Source organism: Leptolyngbya boryana PCC 6306, from assembly GCF_000353285.1.
GTDB classification, from domain to species: Bacteria; Cyanobacteriota; Cyanobacteriia; order Leptolyngbyales; family Leptolyngbyaceae; genus Leptolyngbya; species Leptolyngbya boryana.
The window spans coordinates 5313385-5333145 of the sequence record NZ_KB731324.1 but is presented as its reverse complement, the minus strand read 5'-3'; the positions used below and the strand labels follow the sequence as shown (position 1 = coordinate 5333145).

Annotated in this window: 15 protein-coding genes; 7 read left to right on the top strand and 8 right to left on the bottom strand. The window is 47.9% G+C overall.

Annotation, left to right across the window (positions count from 1 at the left end; translation table 11 throughout):
* From LEPBO_RS38400 to LEPBO_RS38395, 4 genes are all read right to left on the bottom strand, one after another.
* Positions 1 to 831, bottom strand: a complete 831-nt coding sequence (locus LEPBO_RS38400) for an FAD/NAD(P)-binding protein (protein WP_017290642.1) — start codon at positions 829 to 831, stop codon at positions 1 to 3.
* Positions 831 to 1304: a cyclic nucleotide-binding domain-containing protein gene (locus LEPBO_RS0126620; RefSeq protein WP_017290641.1), complete on the bottom strand. Its 474-nt coding sequence runs from the start codon at positions 1302 to 1304 to the stop codon at positions 831 to 833. Before LEPBO_RS0126620 ends, LEPBO_RS38400 begins: the two co-directional genes overlap by 1 nt.
* Positions 1301 to 2437: a sulfite reductase subunit A gene (locus LEPBO_RS0126615; protein ID WP_017290640.1), complete on the bottom strand. Its 1137-nt coding sequence runs from the start codon at positions 2435 to 2437 to the stop codon at positions 1301 to 1303. The genes LEPBO_RS0126620 and LEPBO_RS0126615 overlap by 4 nt, the downstream gene beginning before the upstream one ends.
* A gap of 144 nt (positions 2438 to 2581) precedes the next feature.
* The gene (locus tag LEPBO_RS38395; protein WP_017290639.1) at positions 2582 to 3262 is read right to left on the bottom strand and encodes a hypothetical protein; all 681 of its coding nucleotides are present in this window, start codon (positions 3260 to 3262) and stop codon (positions 2582 to 2584) included.
* 165 nt (positions 3263 to 3427) lie between these two features.
* Between LEPBO_RS38395 and LEPBO_RS0126605 the strand changes: the two genes are divergently transcribed.
* The 3 genes from LEPBO_RS0126605 to LEPBO_RS0126595 are packed head-to-tail and all read left to right on the top strand — an operon-like array spanning position 3428 to position 5132.
* Positions 3428 to 3736: a hypothetical protein gene (locus LEPBO_RS0126605; protein ID WP_017290638.1), complete on the top strand. Its 309-nt coding sequence runs from the start codon at positions 3428 to 3430 to the stop codon at positions 3734 to 3736.
* Entirely contained in the window at positions 3726 to 4613 is an 888-nt protein-coding gene (locus LEPBO_RS40390) for a tetratricopeptide repeat protein (protein ID WP_017290637.1), read from the top strand. The genes LEPBO_RS0126605 and LEPBO_RS40390 overlap by 11 nt, the downstream gene beginning before the upstream one ends.
* Positions 4614 to 4649: 36 nt before the next feature.
* Positions 4650 to 5132 carry an adenosine-specific kinase gene (locus LEPBO_RS0126595; RefSeq protein WP_017290636.1) on the top strand — a complete coding sequence of 161 codons (483 nt, stop codon included), beginning with the start codon at positions 4650 to 4652 and terminating at the stop codon, positions 5130 to 5132.
* A gap of 20 nt (positions 5133 to 5152) precedes the next feature.
* Here the strand turns inward: LEPBO_RS0126595 and LEPBO_RS0126590 are convergent, their stop codons facing one another.
* Together LEPBO_RS0126590 and LEPBO_RS0126585 are read right to left on the bottom strand one after the other, a co-directional pair.
* On the bottom strand, positions 5153 to 6838 hold the full coding sequence (locus LEPBO_RS0126590) for a cation:proton antiporter (protein WP_017290635.1): 1686 nt from the start codon (positions 6836 to 6838) through the stop codon (positions 5153 to 5155).
* Positions 6839 to 6932: 94 nt separating this feature from the next.
* Positions 6933 to 9080 (bottom strand): polyribonucleotide nucleotidyltransferase, encoded by a 2148-nt coding sequence (locus LEPBO_RS0126585; protein WP_017290634.1) that lies wholly within the window; start codon positions 9078 to 9080, stop codon positions 6933 to 6935.
* A gap of 479 nt (positions 9081 to 9559) precedes the next feature.
* Here LEPBO_RS0126585 and LEPBO_RS0126580 point away from each other — a divergent pair, with 479 nt between their 5' ends.
* The 4 genes from LEPBO_RS0126580 (at position 9560) to tpiA (ending at position 16778) form a co-directional block, all read left to right on the top strand.
* Positions 9560 to 12607, top strand: a complete 3048-nt coding sequence (locus LEPBO_RS0126580; protein WP_017290633.1) for a DEAD/DEAH box helicase — start codon at positions 9560 to 9562, stop codon at positions 12605 to 12607.
* A gap of 3 nt (positions 12608 to 12610) precedes the next feature.
* Complete coding sequence (locus tag LEPBO_RS0126575) at positions 12611 to 13411, top strand: SWIM zinc finger family protein (RefSeq protein ID WP_017290632.1); 801 nt, start codon at positions 12611 to 12613, stop codon at positions 13409 to 13411.
* Positions 13412 to 13595: 184 nt separating this feature from the next.
* On the top strand, positions 13596 to 15863 hold the full coding sequence (locus tag LEPBO_RS40385; protein WP_017290631.1) for an FG-GAP-like repeat-containing protein: 2268 nt from the start codon (positions 13596 to 13598) through the stop codon (positions 15861 to 15863).
* A gap of 189 nt (positions 15864 to 16052) precedes the next feature.
* Entirely contained in the window at positions 16053 to 16778 is a 726-nt protein-coding gene (gene tpiA / locus LEPBO_RS0126565) for a triose-phosphate isomerase (protein WP_017290630.1), read from the top strand.
* A gap of 124 nt (positions 16779 to 16902) precedes the next feature.
* Here tpiA and LEPBO_RS0126560 read toward each other — a convergent pair whose 3' ends face one another.
* Together LEPBO_RS0126560 and LEPBO_RS0126555 are read right to left on the bottom strand one after the other, a co-directional pair.
* Positions 16903 to 18198, bottom strand: coding sequence for a hypothetical protein (locus tag LEPBO_RS0126560; protein WP_017290629.1), 1296 nt, complete (start codon positions 18196 to 18198; stop codon positions 16903 to 16905).
* Positions 18199 to 18306: 108 nt separating this feature from the next.
* On the bottom strand, positions 18307 to 19689 hold the full coding sequence (locus tag LEPBO_RS0126555; RefSeq protein WP_017290628.1) for a hypothetical protein: 1383 nt from the start codon (positions 19687 to 19689) through the stop codon (positions 18307 to 18309).
* Positions 19690 to 19761: the final 72 nt, after the last annotated feature.

Below are 19761 nucleotides of genomic sequence, written 5' to 3'. Positions count from 1 at the left end.
CTAAAACTCCCGCTGGTCAAACCAGAATTTGATGTGGTCATAGCGAAATACGGGGCCATTTTTACAGATGAAGGTCGGCCCTAGCTGGCAATGTCCGCAGAACCCGATCGCGCATTTCATATTGCGTTCCATCGTGATGTAGATGCTCTCTGGACTCACCCCTCGTTTGAGCAATTCCATCACGGTAAACTGCATCATAATTTCGGGGCCGCAAATCATTGCAACTGTGTTCAGTCGATCAAAAGGCGCACGTCGAATCAAAGCAGTTACGACTCCTACATTGCCTTGCCAACCCGGTTCAGCCCGATCGACCGTGACAAAAACTTCTAAATCAAGACGCGATCGCCACTGCTTCAAATCATGCCGAAATAGAATATCTTGGGGCGTGCGTGTTCCAATCAAAATCACGACTTTGCCATACTTAGCTCGATTCGCCAACACGTAAGCGATCGCAGGACGTAAGGGAGCTAATCCAATCCCTCCAGCAACAAACACCACATCATTGCCTTCTGCGGCTTGCAAATCCCATCCCTTGCCAAATGGACCTCGAATGCCCATCGAATCACCCGGCCGCAATTTACTCAATGCAGTCGTCACATTACCCACGATCCGAGTCGTGTGTAAGAGTTTGTTTGGCTCAGTAGGATTCCCACTAATAGAGATTGCACATTCTCCAGTCCCAAAAGCATAGAGCATGTTGAATTGACCTGGCGCAAAGTAAAACGGTTGATTCCCTTGCGCAGGTTCTAGCTCCATTGTGAAGGTGTCATGGGTTTCTTTCCGCGTTTGCCGTACTCGGTAGATGTGAGGCTGCATCGGTTCTAGGATCATTACGCCCTCCGACTCGGCACATTGTAGAGATCGAGCAATTGGAGGCGAGTCGCTTGTAATGTTTCGAGCATAATCGCTGAGAAGCGTTTCATCAGTTCGTAACCGAGTACCGGATCAGACTCACATTTCCCTCGCAGGCATCGACCATCAAGTGCGATCGCCCGAGTTAGCTCCATCGCCCGAGCATCAAATTGCCAGCGGTAAGGCGGAAATAGCCAAGACCAACCCATAACATCATGTTCCATCAAGGTTTTAATCACGATCGCAGATTGTCCAGGGGTGCTAATCTCGACTGCGACCTTGCCTTGTCGAATCAGATAAAAGCGATCGGCATTTTCCCCTTGTCGGAAAATCAGTTGATTTGCCTCAAACCGAACATTAGACGCACACTCAACCAAGAGTTCAATATACTCAGGCTTCAACCCCTCAAAAAAAGCATGTTCTTTTAACAACGGTGCCAAGTTCGTCATCATTCGTGTTTGACCTCCTGACTGTCTCGAATCGCTTTGACTTCTTCCGTAATGTCAATCCCAACGGGGCACCAAGTAATACATCGTCCACACCCCACACAACCCGACGTGCCAAATTGATCAATCCACGAAGCTAATTTGTGGGTCATCCATTGGCGATAGCGAGATTTTGTACTGACGCGCACACTGCCACCATGCAGGTAAGAAAAATCCATTGTGAAACAGGAATCCCACTGTCGCCAGCGCTCAGCATGATCGCCTGTTAAATCAGTCGTATCTTCGACTGTCGAGCAAAAGCAAGTCGGACAGACCATCGTACAGTTCGCACAGGTGAGACATCGCGAAGCAACGTCATTCCATCGGGGATGTTCTAGATTGTCGTAGAGCAATTCTTTAATGCCCTCAGTTGGCATCGTGCGTCCCATGTGTTGCGCCGTTTCTGCAACAATCTGTTGAGCAATCTCCTGATCATTTGGCGTTGCGATCGTATGAGGCACAGCTTGAAGCATGTCTCGCCCCGCTTCACTACCAATCTCGACAACAAAGTAATGCGTCGGATTGAGTACCTCCGTTAATGCCAAATCAAATCCGCTCGTAGCTTCGGGTCCCGTTTGCATGGACACACAGAAACAGGTTCTCCCTGCCTGTCCACAGTTCACCGCAATCACAAAATTATCGTGGCGACGGGATTGATAGTGCGGATCAACTGCTTCTCCATGCAGAAAGACTTGATCCTGAATCGCGATCGCATGAAGATCACACGATCGCACACCAATAAAAGCGCGCTTTGTTGTGTCTGGCGGGTCTGCACGGATCGTTATCTCTTGCCCTTTACGCTCTGCTTGCCAAAGTCGAACCTGGGGTGCAAACAAATATTTTTTCCACGAATGCGCGCCCACGGCATAGCCAAACAACGCCTGATCCTCGCGTCGCTTGAGGCGATAGGTTCCTCCGGATTGTTCATCAGTCCATCCAATCGGCAAATCCTCAACAGAAGACACTGCATCGTAAACAATTGCTGCTTCCCGAATGGTAGGCGCAATTAGCTCATATCCCAATTGCTGAAGCGCAGCAAAGAGGCTTTGTAAATTCTGTCGTTGGATAACAACGCGATCGCCAAGATTGATTTCATTCATGATACGTTATCCCCTCACTGCAAGTTGACGAACAGTTACGGCAACGTTCACGCTAGTACATCGCCAGTACAGATCAGCAATATTGTCGAAACTCATCCTAGAATCTACTGTTTCCAACTCTCTCCACTGCATAGCAACTTCGCCTTAGTTTACAGAAACGGTAAAAGCATATCGATAGCCTTTATGCTGCGAGAGCATTTCTAAGGTGTAAACTCCAGTGCGTGGAATTTGACCTGTCCAGTTGATCTGACTCTCTTTCGGATTTCCAAACATTTCTCCGTCTGGATCAAGGACAAAAGGCAACACACCGCGCGTATTCGAGACCGTTAGCGTTGATCCTTGAGTAAGCGGGACACGATAAAGGTGGCTTCCTGATCCCACAAATCGATCGGCGATCGCACTTCGACCTCCTTTCGGACTAAACTTGACCAATTCGACTTTTTCATTACAGCTATTTTGGGTCTGTGTTTTTGGAATCCAGCCTTGCATAGGATTCTGAATCAAGAACCATCCATTTTGCTCTGTTGCCACCGTGACAAACGCATGATTGTCTAAGTGACCCACGATCCGACTTGTCGGATTATTGGCAGCAAAATAGACGGGAAGCGGCGGGTGAGGTGTATCAATTTCTGCCATTGTGATGGTACAGCTTAGAACCTCTCTCGTGGCTTCCACAGTCGATTGAGCTGTAGGAAAAAGTTGGCTGGCATCGGTTGGATAGAGACGAGGTTGGACAAGATGCCAAATCACATAACCTATTCCACCCAACGAGACCAGACCGAGTAGACTCGCGCCAATCAATCTTGAGGATTTCAGCGATGTCATAGCATACCTCCTCTGAGGAATTGCAGGATATTTCCTCTGCGTTCACAGTAAGAGAAGAGTTTGAGAAACTTGTGAGGATTGCCAATTTGATCAAATCTCACAAGTTCCTCAACTTTGTTGCTTACGATTGCAATGAGGAGAAATCACAATTTAGAGGAGGCAATTATGTTATTAAACATTGCTTCAGACAGACCCTCTCTCGGCTTGTTAGATATCGATCGCTATTCCATCCCTGATCCGTGGGATGAACCAACTGAGCCGCAAGAAAATCCAGCGATCGTCGTACCACAATCGACAGCCTTAATTGCCGAAACCCATCTACCTCGATTGCCTGCCGCTCCTAAAGTCAATGCTGCAACCGTGCTGGTACAAGATGAACTCAAACTCAATCGCCAAGGGAATCTGCCATTGTTTAGTAAAATTCAAGATCTCTTAGCTCAGTTGTATTGGGCAGATTTAATCTGTGACAAATGAGCCTGTAAGCGGTCGAAAGCAATCGACGACATTTTTTCCAAACGTCATCAAAACTCAGCAATCGAATGCTGAAGGAAGTTTTGTTATGAGCAGCATCTCAAAAGTTATGCTGAGCTTTAGTGTTGCAATCGCACTTCTGATCGAGGGATTTTCGATCAGAAATGATGTTCAAGCAGTGCAATACTCATCCTCTTCAAACTTGCAAAATCAAGCCATCTCTATTGCTCAAATTACGGTTGAAGATTGGCTCTGGCAAGCGGTTGAAAAGGCAAATCGAGGCGATTTTAGAGGCGCGATTTCAGACTTAGACCGTGCGATCGAGCTTCATCCCAACAATGCAAGACTTTATGCCAATCGGGCAGGATTGTATTTGATGGTCGATGAGTTCGAGCGTGCAGAAGCAGATGCAACTCGAGCGATCGCATTATCTCCATATCAAGCTTTAGCCTTCTTTAATCGAGCAGCGGCTCGTCATTATCTCAAAAAGTACCAACCAGCCATCGAAGACTACACTCAAGCCCTGAATCTCGGAGTTCCTGGAGACACTCTTGCTGTACTTTACTTTAGTCGAGGTGAAGCACGTCGAATGATTCGGGATTTGACAGGTTCAATCGCAGACAATACAACGGCAATTCAGATCGATCCAACTTCTGGCGAGGCTTATGATAATCGAGGCTTAGCTTACCTTGACCAAGGTGATACTGAACATGCGATCGCAGATTTCCAAAAAGCAGCCGAACTCTTTAACGCACGAGGAGATCAAGCAAATTACCGAGCAGCGTTAGCTCGAGTACAAAAACTTCAAATGAGTCGGCATGACACCAAATCGCGATCGATTAAAGCGCCTCTTCACAAGATTCTCAAGGTTATGTTCTAGATCTATCGGCTAGAAGTGTGCTCAGGAGAACTCAACATGGAACTGAAAACAGTGCAATTAGACATTCCTGAAGACAGCAATTTAATTTTGGGTCAAACTCATTTCATTAAAACCGTTGAAGATTTGTATGAAATATTGGTCGGGATTTCATCTCAAGTCAAGTTTGGACTTGCTTTCTGTGAAGCATCAGGACCCTGTTTGATTCGGAAAGCCAGCAATGATCCAACCTTAGAAGCAGTCGCTGTGAAAAATGCTCAAGCGATCGCAGCAGGACACAGCTTTGTCATACTGATGAAAAATGCTTATCCAATTAACTTTCTCAACGCAATCAAACAATGTCCTGAAGTGTGCAGCATCTACTGCGCGACTGCGAATCCTGTTGAAGTCATTGTGGCAGAAAGTGAACAAGGTCGCGGAATTTTAGGTGTCATTGATGGATTCTCACCGAAAGGTGTGGAAACAAATGAAGACATTCAAACTCGACAAGCATTCTTACGCCAAATTGGATACAAGTGCTAATTCTTCAACGATCGCCCATGCTAGTCATCTTCTAACGTTAGAAGTTTCTCATCTAACTCTTTGATGTATGTCTGCACCAGATCTTCAGGCAAAATCTGTTTGCGGAGTGCATTCGCCACGGCCCCTTTTTCTGCCAGCAGCAATCGTCGTCGAATTGCATCTAGCTCACTGTGCTCAGGCTCGCGACGAGTTGATTGACGTTGATTGTACAGGTCGCGGAGCACGTGCTCAGATTGCACGACCCGGACTTGGTAGGATGCCCATAACTCTTCATAAATCGCCTTCGGGAGTACCCCCGATCTCAGCAAACTACTGAGTTCTTCCTGAGCCGCTTTCGACGCAATTAACTGCATCTGCAATTGCTTTGCCTGCTGCAATGTATCTGAAATACGGGCAATTTTGAGCCGTTTGACCATCCAGGGCAAGCTTAATCCTTGCCCAACGAGAGAGAATAAGACCGCACCAAATACCAGAGCAATAATGTCACTTCGATACGTCACGGTCAGCGGAATGCTCAAGGCTAATGCCATCGAGAGTGAGCCTTTAATGTTGCCCAGAAATAAAACATGCTGCCAGACGAGTGGAATCGGTCGATCGAACCAACGCAGTCCTGCAAGGAGTAAGTAGACAGAGAGAATCCGACCTAATTGATATGCCAAAATCACAAACAGAATCGCAGGCGCAATTTTCCACAGCGTTTCGATATTAATTTCAATCCCAATCAGCAAAAAGATAAAAGTATTCACACCAAAGCTGGCATAGTTCCAAAAGCTCAAGAGCGCAATTCGTTCTGACGCAGAAGAACTTCGAGACAGCCCCAAATTGCCAAAAATTAGCCCCGCAACCACAACTGATACTGCACCCGAAACACCCAGAGATTGCCCAATCTGAAACGTTCCTAATGCCAGCGCAACTGTTAATAAAAGGCTACTTAACGGATCTTGCAATCGCACAAAGATGGGAAGGCATAAATACCCTAAAACGGCTCCAACCATTGCCCCGCCGATTGCAACTAAGAGCACTTCTCGTATTCCTTGAACAGCGGTAAGCGAGCCTGTGGCGTAGACAACTAGAAGTAAATTAAACGAGACTAGCGCAGCCGCATCATTGAAGAGTGTTTCTCCCTCCACAATTGTTGTTAATCGAGAAGGAACGCGGATCTCCTTGAATACAGCAATCATGGAGACGGTATCCGTGTTTGCCAAAATCACGCCAACCAGACAGGCAGAAATCCAATCGAGTCCCAGTCCAAACTTTAGTAGAGTTGCAATAACTGCTGAGGAAAAGATCGAACCTGGTCCTGCTAATAGCGCGATCGGTTTAAAAGTGCTGCGGAGACGACGAATATCGGTATTAATTGCCGCTTCAAAAATCAGAATCGGAAGGAAAAGATTTAAAACCAAGACAGGATCTAATCCAATCCGTCGCGACCAAAGCTCCGTAATTGGCAACCCTGCTAAAACTAATCCAGTTACATAAGGGATTCTCAGACTTTGAGTGACTAAAGCAACAATGGTCGCAATCAGCAGCAGAATAATTAAAATGATGACTACTTCGGGGATAGTAGCGGCTGTCTGTGTATCAACAGCTGAATTGCTGTCCAAAGAAGTTTGTTGAGCGATCGACCACTCTATCACTGATGAGCCTCCTATCCATGAAATCGCACTCATCATACCAATTCCAAATTCGCCAGGTTGTCTGCCCATCGAGTTATGCGATGCCTCAATATGACAAAAGGGAAGCTAGATGTGAGGTCTAGCTTCCCTTTTCAGGAAAGATTGAAGCTTAAACTAAAGCGTTCTACTTCGCTGCAGCTTCTCGAGCCGCAGTTGCTTCATCCGGATGAATTCCTAGGCGAGTCAAATTCACTCGTCCTCGGTTATCAATCTCCCGAATTTTCACAACCACTTCATCTCCGATCGTGACTTCATCCTCAACCTTGCCAACTCGATGATCAGCCAGTTGCGAAATGTGAATCATTCCTTCCTTACCCGGCAGGAATTCCACAAAAGCCCCAATCGGAATAATTCGTGTGACTTTTCCAGCGTAAACATCTCCAGCACTCAGCTTGCGAGTCATGCCTTGAATGATCGCTTTCGCCCGTTTCGCCTTCTCGCCTTCGATCGCGCTAATCGTCACAGTTCCATCTTCAGCAATATCGATTTTGGCTCCCGTTTCTTCGGTGATGCCTTTAATCGTCTTGCCTCCTGGTCCAATGATCATGCCGATTTGATCAGAATCAATCTTGATCGTCAGCAAGCGAGGTGCATAAGGAGACAACTCCGGACGCGGTTGGTCGATCGCTTCTAGCATTTTGCCGAGAATGTGCAATCGAGCGGGTTTCGCTTGATGAATGGCTGAAGCAATCACATCCATCGGTAGACCTGAGATCTTCATGTCGAGCTGCAATGCCGTGATTCCGGTATCGGTTCCCGCCACTTTGAAGTCCATATCGCCCAAGAAATCTTCAATTCCCTGGATGTCGGTCAGAATGCGAATTTCTTCACCTTCTTTGATCAAGCCCATCGCTGCACCACTCACAGGCTTAGAAATCGGAACGCCTGCATGCATCAACGCCAATGTTGAACCCGAAACCGAACCCATTGAGGTCGAACCGTTAGAAGACAGCACTTCTGAGACGACCCGAATCACATACGGGAATTGCTCTTTCGGAGGTAAGACGGGAACCAGAGCACGCTCGGCTAATGCCCCGTGACCAATTTCACGCCGACCGGGAGATCGCATCGGTCGGGTTTCGCCGACTGAGAAAGGCGGGAAATTATAGTGATGCAAGTAGCGTTTTTCGCTGTCTGGATGCAAATCATCCATTTCTTGCTCGTCGCCTGGGCTACCTAACGTCGCGATCGACAAAACTTGAGTCAATCCACGATTAAACACGCCGCTGCCATGCACCCGCTGAGGCAACACCCCAACTCGGCAAGAGATCGGACGAATTTCATCTAATTTCCGACCGTCTACGCGCACATTATCTTCGACGACTTGACGACGCATCAGCGTTTTCGTCACATCTTTGAAAGTATTGCTCAGCGCTTTAGAATCTGCGGCTGCGGCAACTTTCACCGGATCGTCTTCGGCTAATTCTGCGATCGCCGTCACCACCGAAGCCTTCACTTCATCTAATGCTGCATCGCGAGTCGGTTTATCTTTCTCGAACCGCCCGAGAATTTCTTTCACAGGAGCGGTCACTCGCTCTCGAATAAAATTCTCTAGAGTTTGGTCAATCACAGGCGCATCTTCTTGCACCAGTTCAATTCCCAATTCTTTAAGCAAATCGCGCTGTGCCTGAATCAGATCGCGCACCGCTTCGTAACCGAAATCGATCGCTTCGATCATGTCGGCTTCTGGCAGTTGATTCGCGCCAGCTTCAACCATGATCACGCCATCGGGAGAACCAGCCACGACGAGATCCAAATCACCCGTTTCCACTTCTTTATAAGTGGGGTTGATCACGAAATCATCGCCGACTAATCCAACTCGCACCGCAGCCATCGGACCATTAAATGGAATTTTCGCGAGGAGTACAGCGATCGACGCACCTGTGACCGCTAAAACATCCGGAGGAACTCGCTCATCCATCGACATTGTGGTAGCGACGACCTGAATATCGTCTCGTAACCAGGAGGGAAATAGGGGGCGCAAGGGGCGATCGATTAAACGACTCGTCAAAACTGCTTTTTCAGCGGGTCGTCCTTCACGTCGGAGGAAGCCACCGGGAATTCGTCCGGCTGCATATAAGCGCTCCTCGTAATCAACCAACAGAGGTAGAAAATCGATTCCTTCTCTGGCATTCGCACGGGTCGCGGTAACGAGGACTGCCGTGTCTCCAGATTCGATTAAAACTGAACCTCCAGCTTGGGGTGCTAACAAGCCTACTTTGAGTCGAATATCCCTACCATCAAAGGATATTGACTTCTCGAACTCTTGCATGAAGTGTATTGTCCTTTCTTCTCTTTTTTAGTGTTCTTGCAATCGTAACACTGATATACTTTTGCTGCTTTTTTTATTTGCAAATACCGGGAGATTTTCGGGAGGTTTCTGCTCGACTCAATAAGAAATGTGGCAGGATTTGCTATTTGATCTATAGTGAAGGTTTTTTTAAGTTAGAGCTTGGAGAAAATGAGCGTTCTTGTTCTTTTACTCCGGATCTAAAGCCAGAAGGGTCAAGCGAAATCAAGGGCAACCTGCCTTGTGCGATCGCGCTAGAATAATCGCGTAAACGCAACAGTTCAACAATGTTAACGGCTTGTTAAACTACTTAATAAAATATCAAGCTTATTGATTTTCTGTATTGAGAAATCGCGATCGCTAAAATTAAATTTTGCAGCGGATTCTAAGTCAAACGTGAGATGTCTTGGAAGATTAAATCACCAATTCAGGATTATTTGCTTTTATCCATATAGATCAGCATGGCAGTTTTACACGGTAGTTGGGTTTCTCAGGGCGGTTTTTTTCTATGGGGTGAGACTTGGCGGCGCTTAGAAGCAAAACAAGATGCTCCAGGCGTTCCGCTCCATCCCTATGCGATGAATCAGTCTGAGTTGCTGACGTTTTTAGAAGCTTTGCCGTTAAAAGTGCCGAGCTTAGAAGAGGATACAAAACGGGGGCGAAAGTCAGCAACGACCCTAAAAAATTGGCAAGTTCGCGGTTTAGCACTGCCGACTGAAGGAGATGCTCCTCAACTTTCAGCAGCTCCGGTGTCTGAGTGGGTGCTGTATCCGTGGCAGGTCGCAGGACTGTGGCTTGAACCTGCTCAAGCATTTGAATTGCTCAATTCTGTGCCGCTCGGAACGCTCGGCGAAGAATCTTTTGTCGGCGGAGATTTACGATTTTGGTCGCATGTCGCGAGATGGGCTTTAGATTTGCTAGCTCGATCGAAGTTTCTCCCCGGCTTGCATCATTGGGAAGTTCTGCTTGATAGCTCCACCGATCAGATGCGATCGCGGCATTTTATCCGACAGATGCCTTCCGTGTGTCGCCTCTATCAGTCTGGGGAAGAACTCGCGATTGATTTGCCGATCGAACCTCAAGATCTGCTGCGAGATTTTCTGAATCACATGGTCGATGCTCAAGTGCGTCAATCGGTGAGCATCGCCAAACCCTCATCGCTTTTACAAACTTGGATACAAGGATTAGGAACAAAAGCTGCAACGCTCAGTGAAACAGATGCAACAACGCTATCGAATGCACTAGAGATTTGGAAAGCGCCATTACAAAAAGATCAAGAACAGTTTCGCGTTTGTCTCAAGCTGATTCCACCTGTTGAAGCGTATCAGAGTTGGGTAATTGAATACTTGCTCCAAGCGATCGATGATCCGGAGTTCACAGTCAGTGCTCCGATCATTTGGCGAAATCCTGTCGAACGGTTGCAGCATGAAGGACGCATCATCGAGCGACCGCAAGAGACTTTACTCATGGGGTTAGGACTCGCTTCTCGGCTGTATCCGCTGATTGAACCAAGCCTGCAAGACGCTCGACCCCAAGCCCTGCAACTCGACCCAAAACAGGCGTACGAATTCATCATGAATACGGTCTGGCGCTTGCAGGATAGTGGGATTGGAGTGATTCTCCCGGAGAGCTTGGCGAATCGCGGCGGACTGGCAAATCGCTTGGGTCTACGCATCAAAGCGTCAACACCAACCAAGCAGAAAAAAGGAAAACTCGGCTTACAAGGCTTGCTGAATTTTCAGTGGGAATTGTCGATCGGGGGGCAGAGCCTAAGCAAAAAAGAATTCGATCGCTTAGTCGCTCAGAATTCACCTTTAGTCGAGATTAACGGCGAGTGGGTCGAACTGCGATCGTCAGATATCAAATCTGCTCAGTCTTTCTTTGCGGCTCGAAAAGATCAAACCACGCTCTCGCTCGAAGATGCTTTGCGAATTAGTACAGGCGATACTCAAACGATCGAGAAACTGCCAGTCGTCAGTTTTGAAGCATCGGGTGCATTGCAAGAGCTAGTCACAACCTTAACGGGAACCGGAACGCTAGAAGAAATCGAAACCCCCAAAGAATTCCGAGGCGAGTTGCGACCTTATCAAGCTCGCGGTGTCGCTTGGTTGCAATTTCTAGAAAAATGGGGACTGGGCGCGTGTTTGGCAGATGATATGGGTCTTGGAAAAACGATTCAGCTCATTGCCTTCATTCTGACGCTCAAACAGAACAGACTATTAGAGCAACCGATCCTGCTGATTTGTCCTACGTCTGTTCTCGGAAACTGGGAACGAGAAGTGAAAAAATTTGCCCCGACCTTAAAAGTAATCGTGCATCACGGGGACAAGCGATCGCAGAATCAAGCTTTTGCCAAAGCTACTAAAAGTGCGAATTTAATCATTACAAGCTACACACTTGTTCAACGCGATCTCAAAACCCTTCAGCTTGTTGAGTGGCAAGGAATTGTTCTCGACGAAGCACAGAACATTAAAAACGCAGAAGCTAAACAATCTCAAGCCGTTCGAGAACTCGAAGCAGAATTCCGCATTGCGCTTACTGGAACCCCTGTTGAGAATCGCTTAACTGAACTCTGGTCAATTCTTGACTTTCTCAATCCTGGCTATTTGGGACAAAAAAACTTCTTCCAAAGACGGTTTGCGATTCCGATCGAGCGGTATGGCGACACAACTTCGATGCAAACTTTGCGATCTCTGACTCAACCTTTCATTTTGCGCCGCCTCAAAACCGATAAAACTATCATTCAAGACCTCCCTGAAAAGCAGGAAATGGCTGTCTACTGCGGACTTTCTGCCGAACAAGCTGCCTTATACCAAGCAACCGTTGATCAATCACTCGCGGAAATTGAAGCGGCAGACGGAATTCAACGCAAAGGAATTATTCTTGCACTGCTCACGAAGCTCAAACAAATTTGCAATCATCCCGCTTTGTTCAACAAAGAAGAGCAAGCTGAATCTAATCGATCCGCAAAGCTACAACGTCTCGAAGAAATGCTCGAAGAAGCAGTTTCAGAAGGCGATCGCGCATTAATTTTCACGCAATTCGCCGAATGGGGCAAACTGCTCAAACCGCATCTCGAAAAACAATTGGGACGAGAAACACTCTTCCTATACGGCAGTACACCCAAGAAACAGCGCGAAGCGATGATTGATCGCTTTCAAAACGATCCCCAAGCACCAAGAATCTTCATTCTGTCGCTCAAAGCAGGCGGCGTTGGCTTGAATTTGACGCGAGCGAATCATGTGTTTCACTACGATCGCTGGTGGAATCCCGCCGTTGAAAATCAAGCGACCGATCGTGTCTTCCGCATTGGTCAGACTCGCAATGTTCAGGTTCACAAATTCGTTTGTACCGGAACCTTAGAAGAACGAATTCACGACATGATCGAATCCAAAAAAGCCTTAGCCGAACAAGTTGTCGGCACAGGTGAAAACTGGCTGACTGAGTTAAACACCGATCAACTCAGAGACTTACTCTTACTCGATCGAACTGCGGTAATTGAGGAATAAACCATGACAGATAGTTATTCACCTCCCAATCGAGAATGGTGGACAGAACAGTGGATCGAAGTTCTAGAGCGTATCGGATTCACTCAGCGATTAGCTCGCGCCCGCAACTATGCCCGACAAGGCAATGTGTTAAGCCTTGACTTCGTTGGCGCGAAAGTAAAAGCGATGGTTCAAGGAACTGCACCCGAACCGTATGAAGTCTCGTTTTCGCTCGATCGCTTTACCGACGAACAATGGAGCTACATCATCGAATCGATGGCAGAACGCGCCATCTTCTCGGCAAAACTGCTTGCTGGCGAAATGCCCCAAAACATTCAAGATGTCTTTACTGCGAATGGCTTAAGCCTTTTTCCATTCAATAAATTCGATATTCACAGCCGTTGTTCGTGCCCCGATCCTGCAAATCCTTGTAAACATATCGGAGCCGTTTACTATTTACTTGGCGATCGCTTTAGCGAAGATCCATTCGTTCTCTTCCAACTGCGCGGACGCAGCAAAGAAGAAATCATCAGTGCCTTGCGAAAAATTCGCAGTTCTGGCAGTGACGAACCTCAGACTGAAATTGCGGCAGTCCGTCCTACAACCCCGCTCGATCGCGATCGACTTTGGAACTACGACGAACAACTGGAATCATCTCTCATCGTCATTACCCCGCCTCCTAGCAGCGAAACTGTGCTGGATGTACTCGGACTTCTCCCCATCGAGCCACCCGCAAATCAAGCCGCAATGGAAACCCTGAAATCGATCTATCAAACCGTCAGCATTGCAGCCGTGCAGACTGCGATGACCGCAGGTTCTCCGTAAATTCTTTTAGAAATCAAAATCAGTTTTAGACTGTGTTCACGAGCGTAGAGAAGCGGTACAGGAAACTCTGTACTGAGCATTTCGGTATAAAAAATTACTCATAAGCTCACGAACCCGCTAGAGAACAGTGCCCAAGAATGGTTAAGTAATCAAATCAATGGACACAAAAATTGTTGGGTGAATCATGCCGGGACAAAGCATCTTAACCGAATCTTTCGCAAACGCAGATGTCAGCCAATTGAACTGGCTCTTTGGAACCAGTCGAGACGGGGCACTTCCGCCTATCTTGACCGCTCGTAGTAACGCTTCTGCCTCAGCAGGCGGCTTACCCGGAGGAGGAACAGACACCCCTGGAAATGGCGTACTGCGGCTGACCAATAACACACAAAATCAAGGCTCATTCGTCATCTACGACCAACCGATTAACTCAGCCAGCGGACTGTCTGTACAATTTGATCTCTACGCCTATGGCGGAAATGGTGCAGACGGCATTAGCTTTTTTCTCATTGATGGAGCGGCGAACCCAACGAGGGGTGGAGCAGTCGGAGGTAGCTTAGGATACTCCTCTGATTCAACCCAATCTCCAACCGTAGCAGGACTCGAAGGCGGCTATTTGGGGATTGGCTTTGATGAATTCGGTAACTTCTCCAACACTGGCTATGGAGCAGGCGGTACAGGATTCTCTTCACAAACGATCGCTGTTCGCGGCAAAGAATCCCTCAACTATCAATTCCTCACCAACGCAAAACTGCCGGGAGGAAACAGAATCGATGTCAACACGTCTGTTCGCAGTACCGCCCGTCGCCGAGTCGGCATCGATCTCAACCCCAACGGCAACCTCTCTGTCTCCTTCGATGTCAATGGCAATGGCACCTTAGAAGTCGATGAAAAACTAATCAGTGACTTCAACATTACCCAAAGCGATCGCAATGGGGCTTTACCTAGCACGTTTAAATTTGGTTTTGCAGCGTCCACAGGCAATCAATTCAATTTCCACGAAGTCAACAATCTGGCAATTAATACATTTGATGGGCCGTACATTCCACTCGTCGATTTTGATGGCGGGACGCGGGTGATCAAGCCAAGTGGCAGCTTTAATATTACGGCGACCTTAGATGTTGCTTCGACTCAAACTGTGACGATTCCCTTACTCATCTCAGGCGATGCCATCCAAGGAATTGACTATCAACTGTCAAATAACTTCATTACGATCGCGGCGGGGCAAACGACCGGGAGCGTCACTCTCACCGGACTGAGCAATTCTCCAACAGTTTTGGATAAGAATCTCCAGATCAATTTGAATCCACCCGTAAATGCAGCGCTCAGCCCACAGAATTTGCCGCTGAATGTGAAACTGACCCGCATGAGCGACAACGACTGTGCCTTGCCCGACTTCAACGGCGATAACAGCGTCGATTTAGCATGGCAAAATTCTAATACTAATCAAACCGCAATCTGGCTCCTGAACGGTACACAAGTCACCGAGGCAGCCTTTACAGCGATCACCGGAGCAAACTGGCGCATTGTCTCAACGCGTGACTTTGACGCAGACGGGAAAACAGATCTTCTCTGGCGCAACACCTCAACCGGAGAAAATGCGATCTGGCTGATGGATGGAACAAGTATCGAGTCAACCAGCTTGATCCCGACCCTAGCGAGTCAAAACTGGCAAGTCGCCGCTTCGCGCGATTTCAACAATGACGGCACAGCAGACATTTTCTGGGTGAATTCGGCAACCGGAGAAACCGAAGTCTGGCTGATGGATGGCTTCAATCGGATAAGCGCGACTTCACTGATAACCGTTGAAGCAGGGTGGCAAGTCGCCGATGTCGCAGACTTTAACTATGACGGCAAAGCCGATCTCGTCTGGCGAAATACCCGCACCGGAGAGAATGCCATCTGGCTGATGAATGGTAATGCGATCGCGTCTGCAGGCTTTATTACGCTAATCCCGAACCAAGACTGGCGAATTGTCGCAGCCCGAGATACCAGCGGCGATGGCAAAGCAGATTTGATCTGGCGCAATGATGTCACCGGAGAAAATGCGATTTGGCTGATGAATGGCATTACCCCAACCAGCCAGCAATTCATTCTGCAAACCACGACTCCAGGCTGGCGAATTGCAGATGTCTGTGACACCAGCGGCGATGGCAAAGCAGATTTAGTCTGGCGCAATATCCAAACAGGCGAGAATGCGATCTGGCTCCTCAATGGAACATCCCTCGCTGATGCAGGCTTTATCACTCAAATCGCGAATCAGGCCTGGGCAGTGAATGGAGCCAGAGATACCAGCGGCGACGGAAAAGCGGATCTGATCTGGCGCAACAATATCACAGGTGAAACGGCAATCTGGCTGATGGATGGCAAGACTCCGACGAGCCAGCAGTTCCTCTTCACTACGGAGCCTCTAGACTGGCGGGCGCAGATTCGTCCGAATGCGATCGCGCTCTAAATAAGAGGTGGGGAGTGGGGAGTAGGAAGTAGGGGAATAGAGAGATAGAGGAAAACCAGCGATAATTCTTACTCCCCACTCTCTCCCCATTCCCCACTCTCTCCCCAAAATCTAAAATCCGAAATCGAACTGTCCCCCCAAAGCCGTAGACTGGAGAGTGCAATTTAATCTGTTTATTTCTGAAAAACCGTGCGAAAAGTTATCATTGCTGGCAACTGGAAAATGTTTAAGACTCAAGCAGAAACCTTGGAGTTTTTGCAGGAGTTTAAGCCTCAGCTAGACGAGACACCAGACGATCGAGAAGTTTTACTGTGTGTGCCGTTTACTGATTTAGCAGTGTTGTCGAAAAACTTGCACGGCGGTCGGATTCAAGTTGGGGCGCAAAACGTTCATTGGGCAGAGTCTGGGGCTTTTACAGGCGAGATTTCGGCTGCGATGTTGCAAGAATTGAGTGTGCGCTATGTCGTGATCGGGCACAGCGAAAGACGGCAATTTTTTGGCGAAACCGATGAAACCGTGAACCTACGACTGAAAGCCGCACAGAAAGCCGGATTAAAACCGATTCTCTGCGTGGGCGAAAGTAAGCAGCAACGGGATGCAGGCGAAACCGAAGCCGTCATTTTCAAACAATTAGAACTCGGCTTAGTCGGCGTTGACCAGGAGAATCTGGTGATTGCCTATGAGCCAATTTGGGCGATTGGGACTGGAGATACTTGTGACGCGATCGAAGCCAATCGCGTCATTGGATTAATCCGCAGTAAGTTGACCAATCCAAATGTCACGATTCAATACGGCGGTTCAGTGAAGCCTGAGAATGTTGATGAAATCATGGCACAGCCTGAGATTGATGGGGCTTTAGTCGGTGGTGCAAGTCTTGATCCGAAAGGGTTTGCACGGATTGTGAATTACGTCTAATTTAGATGTAACAGTCCTAAATCATTTGTAAAGTGGGGAGTGGGGAGTAGGGTGTGATGCCTTTTGTAGTTCCCTACTCCCCACTCTTGATTCGCTATAAAAACAGCACAGTCAACCAATTTCCCTATGCTGGCGGCGCGAACGGAATCACCAGATTGATCCAGCCCAGAATTTGTAGACCCGGCGAAGAAATCGTGACGCCATCAAAGCTTGAAGTGTAAGTTCTGCCAGATTCGGCATAGTTACCACTCAGCGAGAATGGGCCAAACCCGATCGCTTGTTTTCCAGAAGCGACCTGCGTTGCAAATTCTCGATCGACTTTGCTCCAATTCGCACTGATCTTTAGATCACGCACTGCAATAAACCCGATCGGCAACAGCGGAAACGAGCCAAAATTTTCTTCTAACTTTCCAGAAGATAAGCTTCCGGGCGCTTGTCCTGGCAACGTCCAGCCTGTGATTTCGAGTAACGATTTCAGCAACCAGGGACGCGAGAAATTGACGCGACAGCATCGGAATGAGATATTCAAGTCTTTCGTTTCGGTATCGATCGCTCGATCTTCTAACGGACGCAGCTTGATTTTCTCTAAAATATCAGGTCGAATCCGACTGACTAACATTGGATTCGGTGAGATATGTTGCATTTGCAGCGCTTGTTTTGCCGTCACTGCTGGCGTTGCAAGCGTCGCCGTATTCAATGGACGAGCAACTACACGATCGAGACGAGGATTGATTCGAGTACGACGGAGAATTTCCGGATCGATTGGTAATGTTTTAATCGGCGGAGTTTCAATCGTTCCACCTGGCTTTATGCCACCTTTAGGTAATTTCCAAATCCCGTCTTTGATCCGTTTTGCGCCTCCGACGCGCACAAAAGGCGAATCTGCGATCTTTTTCGTCTGATTTGAGTTGACATTGATCTGCGTCCAAGTTTGCATGGCTGCTTCATCACACCAATTCCCAGGAGTCGCATAGGACGGACGATATGACAAAACAGGCTGAATTACACTTGCCATCTTGGTATGCTCAAACAATTGTCGAGCATTTTGCAACGTAACATTCACCGGATTGGGGGGCACTTGACCACTGGCATCCGGCGGCAATGGAATCGCATTCGCGGCTAAAGCAAACTCGTACATTTCCTCAACGGTTACGCCCGAATCGACATAAGTTGCATCGACCAGCGGAATCGCATCAATCAACGCTGAGAACATCTCAGTCGCTAAAGTCGAACCATTGGGATTTTGAGGAGTCCAGGGATTTTGGTACTGGCTGGCATCGAGTTGTTGACCGGGCCATTCCAAAGTTAAGAGCATTTCTTGCGATCGCGCATTGGGTGCGCCGGGTCGCGGAGGCTGAACTAAAGTTGAAAAAATCGTATCGTAAACAGTTTGAATGAGGGCAATTTGATCGATCGGCATCACAATCTCTCCACAGTCGATGAATCAACAGATCATCAGGCAGCACTTTCAACGATTCCTCTGATCAAAGAGGAGGTTTTCCAAGTACTGCCCGACTCGATGCGTAACCTATTCCTTCGGAGACATCGGGAGTACTGCGTTAATGAATGCCATCAATTGCAGTCCGGGAGCCGATAAAGTCCGTCCATCAAATTCAGACTGGAAGCGGAAATTCGTCGAATTCGATTCATATGATCCACCCACCGAGAATGGACCCCAACCAAAGCTACCGCCACCTTTGGTCGATTTACTAATGTAGTCTTTCTCAGCACTACTCCAAGTCGCGCTAATCTTCAAATCGCGCACGACAATAAAACCCGTCGGCAACAACGGCATAATTCTGCCATCTGCGGTCGCCGGATTACCCGAAGCAATGCTTCCTTTACCCATGACCCCATACTTCCAACCGGGCAGATCGAAGATCATCGGATTCATCCAAGGACGATCGATATTAATCCGCGCATACCGGAAGCTCACCGACAGATCATCAGTTTGACTATCCATATGCCGACGAGTTTCACTATGCGAAGCTCCGCCGCCCACACTCCACAAGCCCAAATTGAACTTCGCTCCACCGCCAAATTTCTTGAAGCTAGAGCTTTCATTTAACTGATAGCGCGAAGAGGTAAAACTCAGAGAAGACCAGCCTTGAGCAGCACTCGACGAGTACCAATTTGCCGGGAAAGCATAGCTTGCAAAGTACTTTTCAGCTTGATCACGAGCGCTGCCTTTTTCGAGCAGTACCAGTTTTTCTTGAGCATCTTTGAACACACGACCGACCTGATTTGTGGCAGACTGTGCCATTGTTGCAAGCGCGTCTTCTACGCGTTTCGCCTGAGCCGTTTGGAAATCATTCCAAGCTGTGACCAAGCGACGTTGCAACGACGGTCCCAACATTGCCCAAGCTCGCTGATCCGCAGGTTTCGTCATGTCATACTTAGAAGACTCTGCGACAAAAGAAGCGACTGCATCAATGTAAGCATTTTGCTTGCGCTTGTAGTTTACATAAAGCATCGAATCAACATCGACTTCGATCGGTTGTCCCAAATCGTTGAAGTCTTGTCCTTTGTCATTGAGCAGATCAAATGCTGCATCGTAAGCTGCTTTGAGTGCTGGATCGACAGGTTGCGGAGTCACACTTGCACCTTCAACCACTTGTTTGTAGACTTCAGAAACTTTCTTGCCTGTGTCTACAAACGTGCCATTGACTAGCGGCACACGATCGACCAATCGAGAAAAGTTTTCAGCAGCGGCAGGAATGCCTTGTGGATTCAGCGGACTAACCGGATTTGCATACTGAGCAACATTGATCGGCTCTCCACCCGGAACCATCGTGATAAAAACTTTATCCGCCTGACTGCCAGCGGGTAGTCCACCTGGAGGGGTTTTAGTATAGGCATTAAACAGCGTGTCATAAATCGACTGCACCATTTTGGTTTCGTCAATCGCCATCTTTGGAACTCCTGTTGTTTAGGGAACGAATCTATCGTCTTCCAGGAGCCAAGCGATCGACAGTGCCCGTCT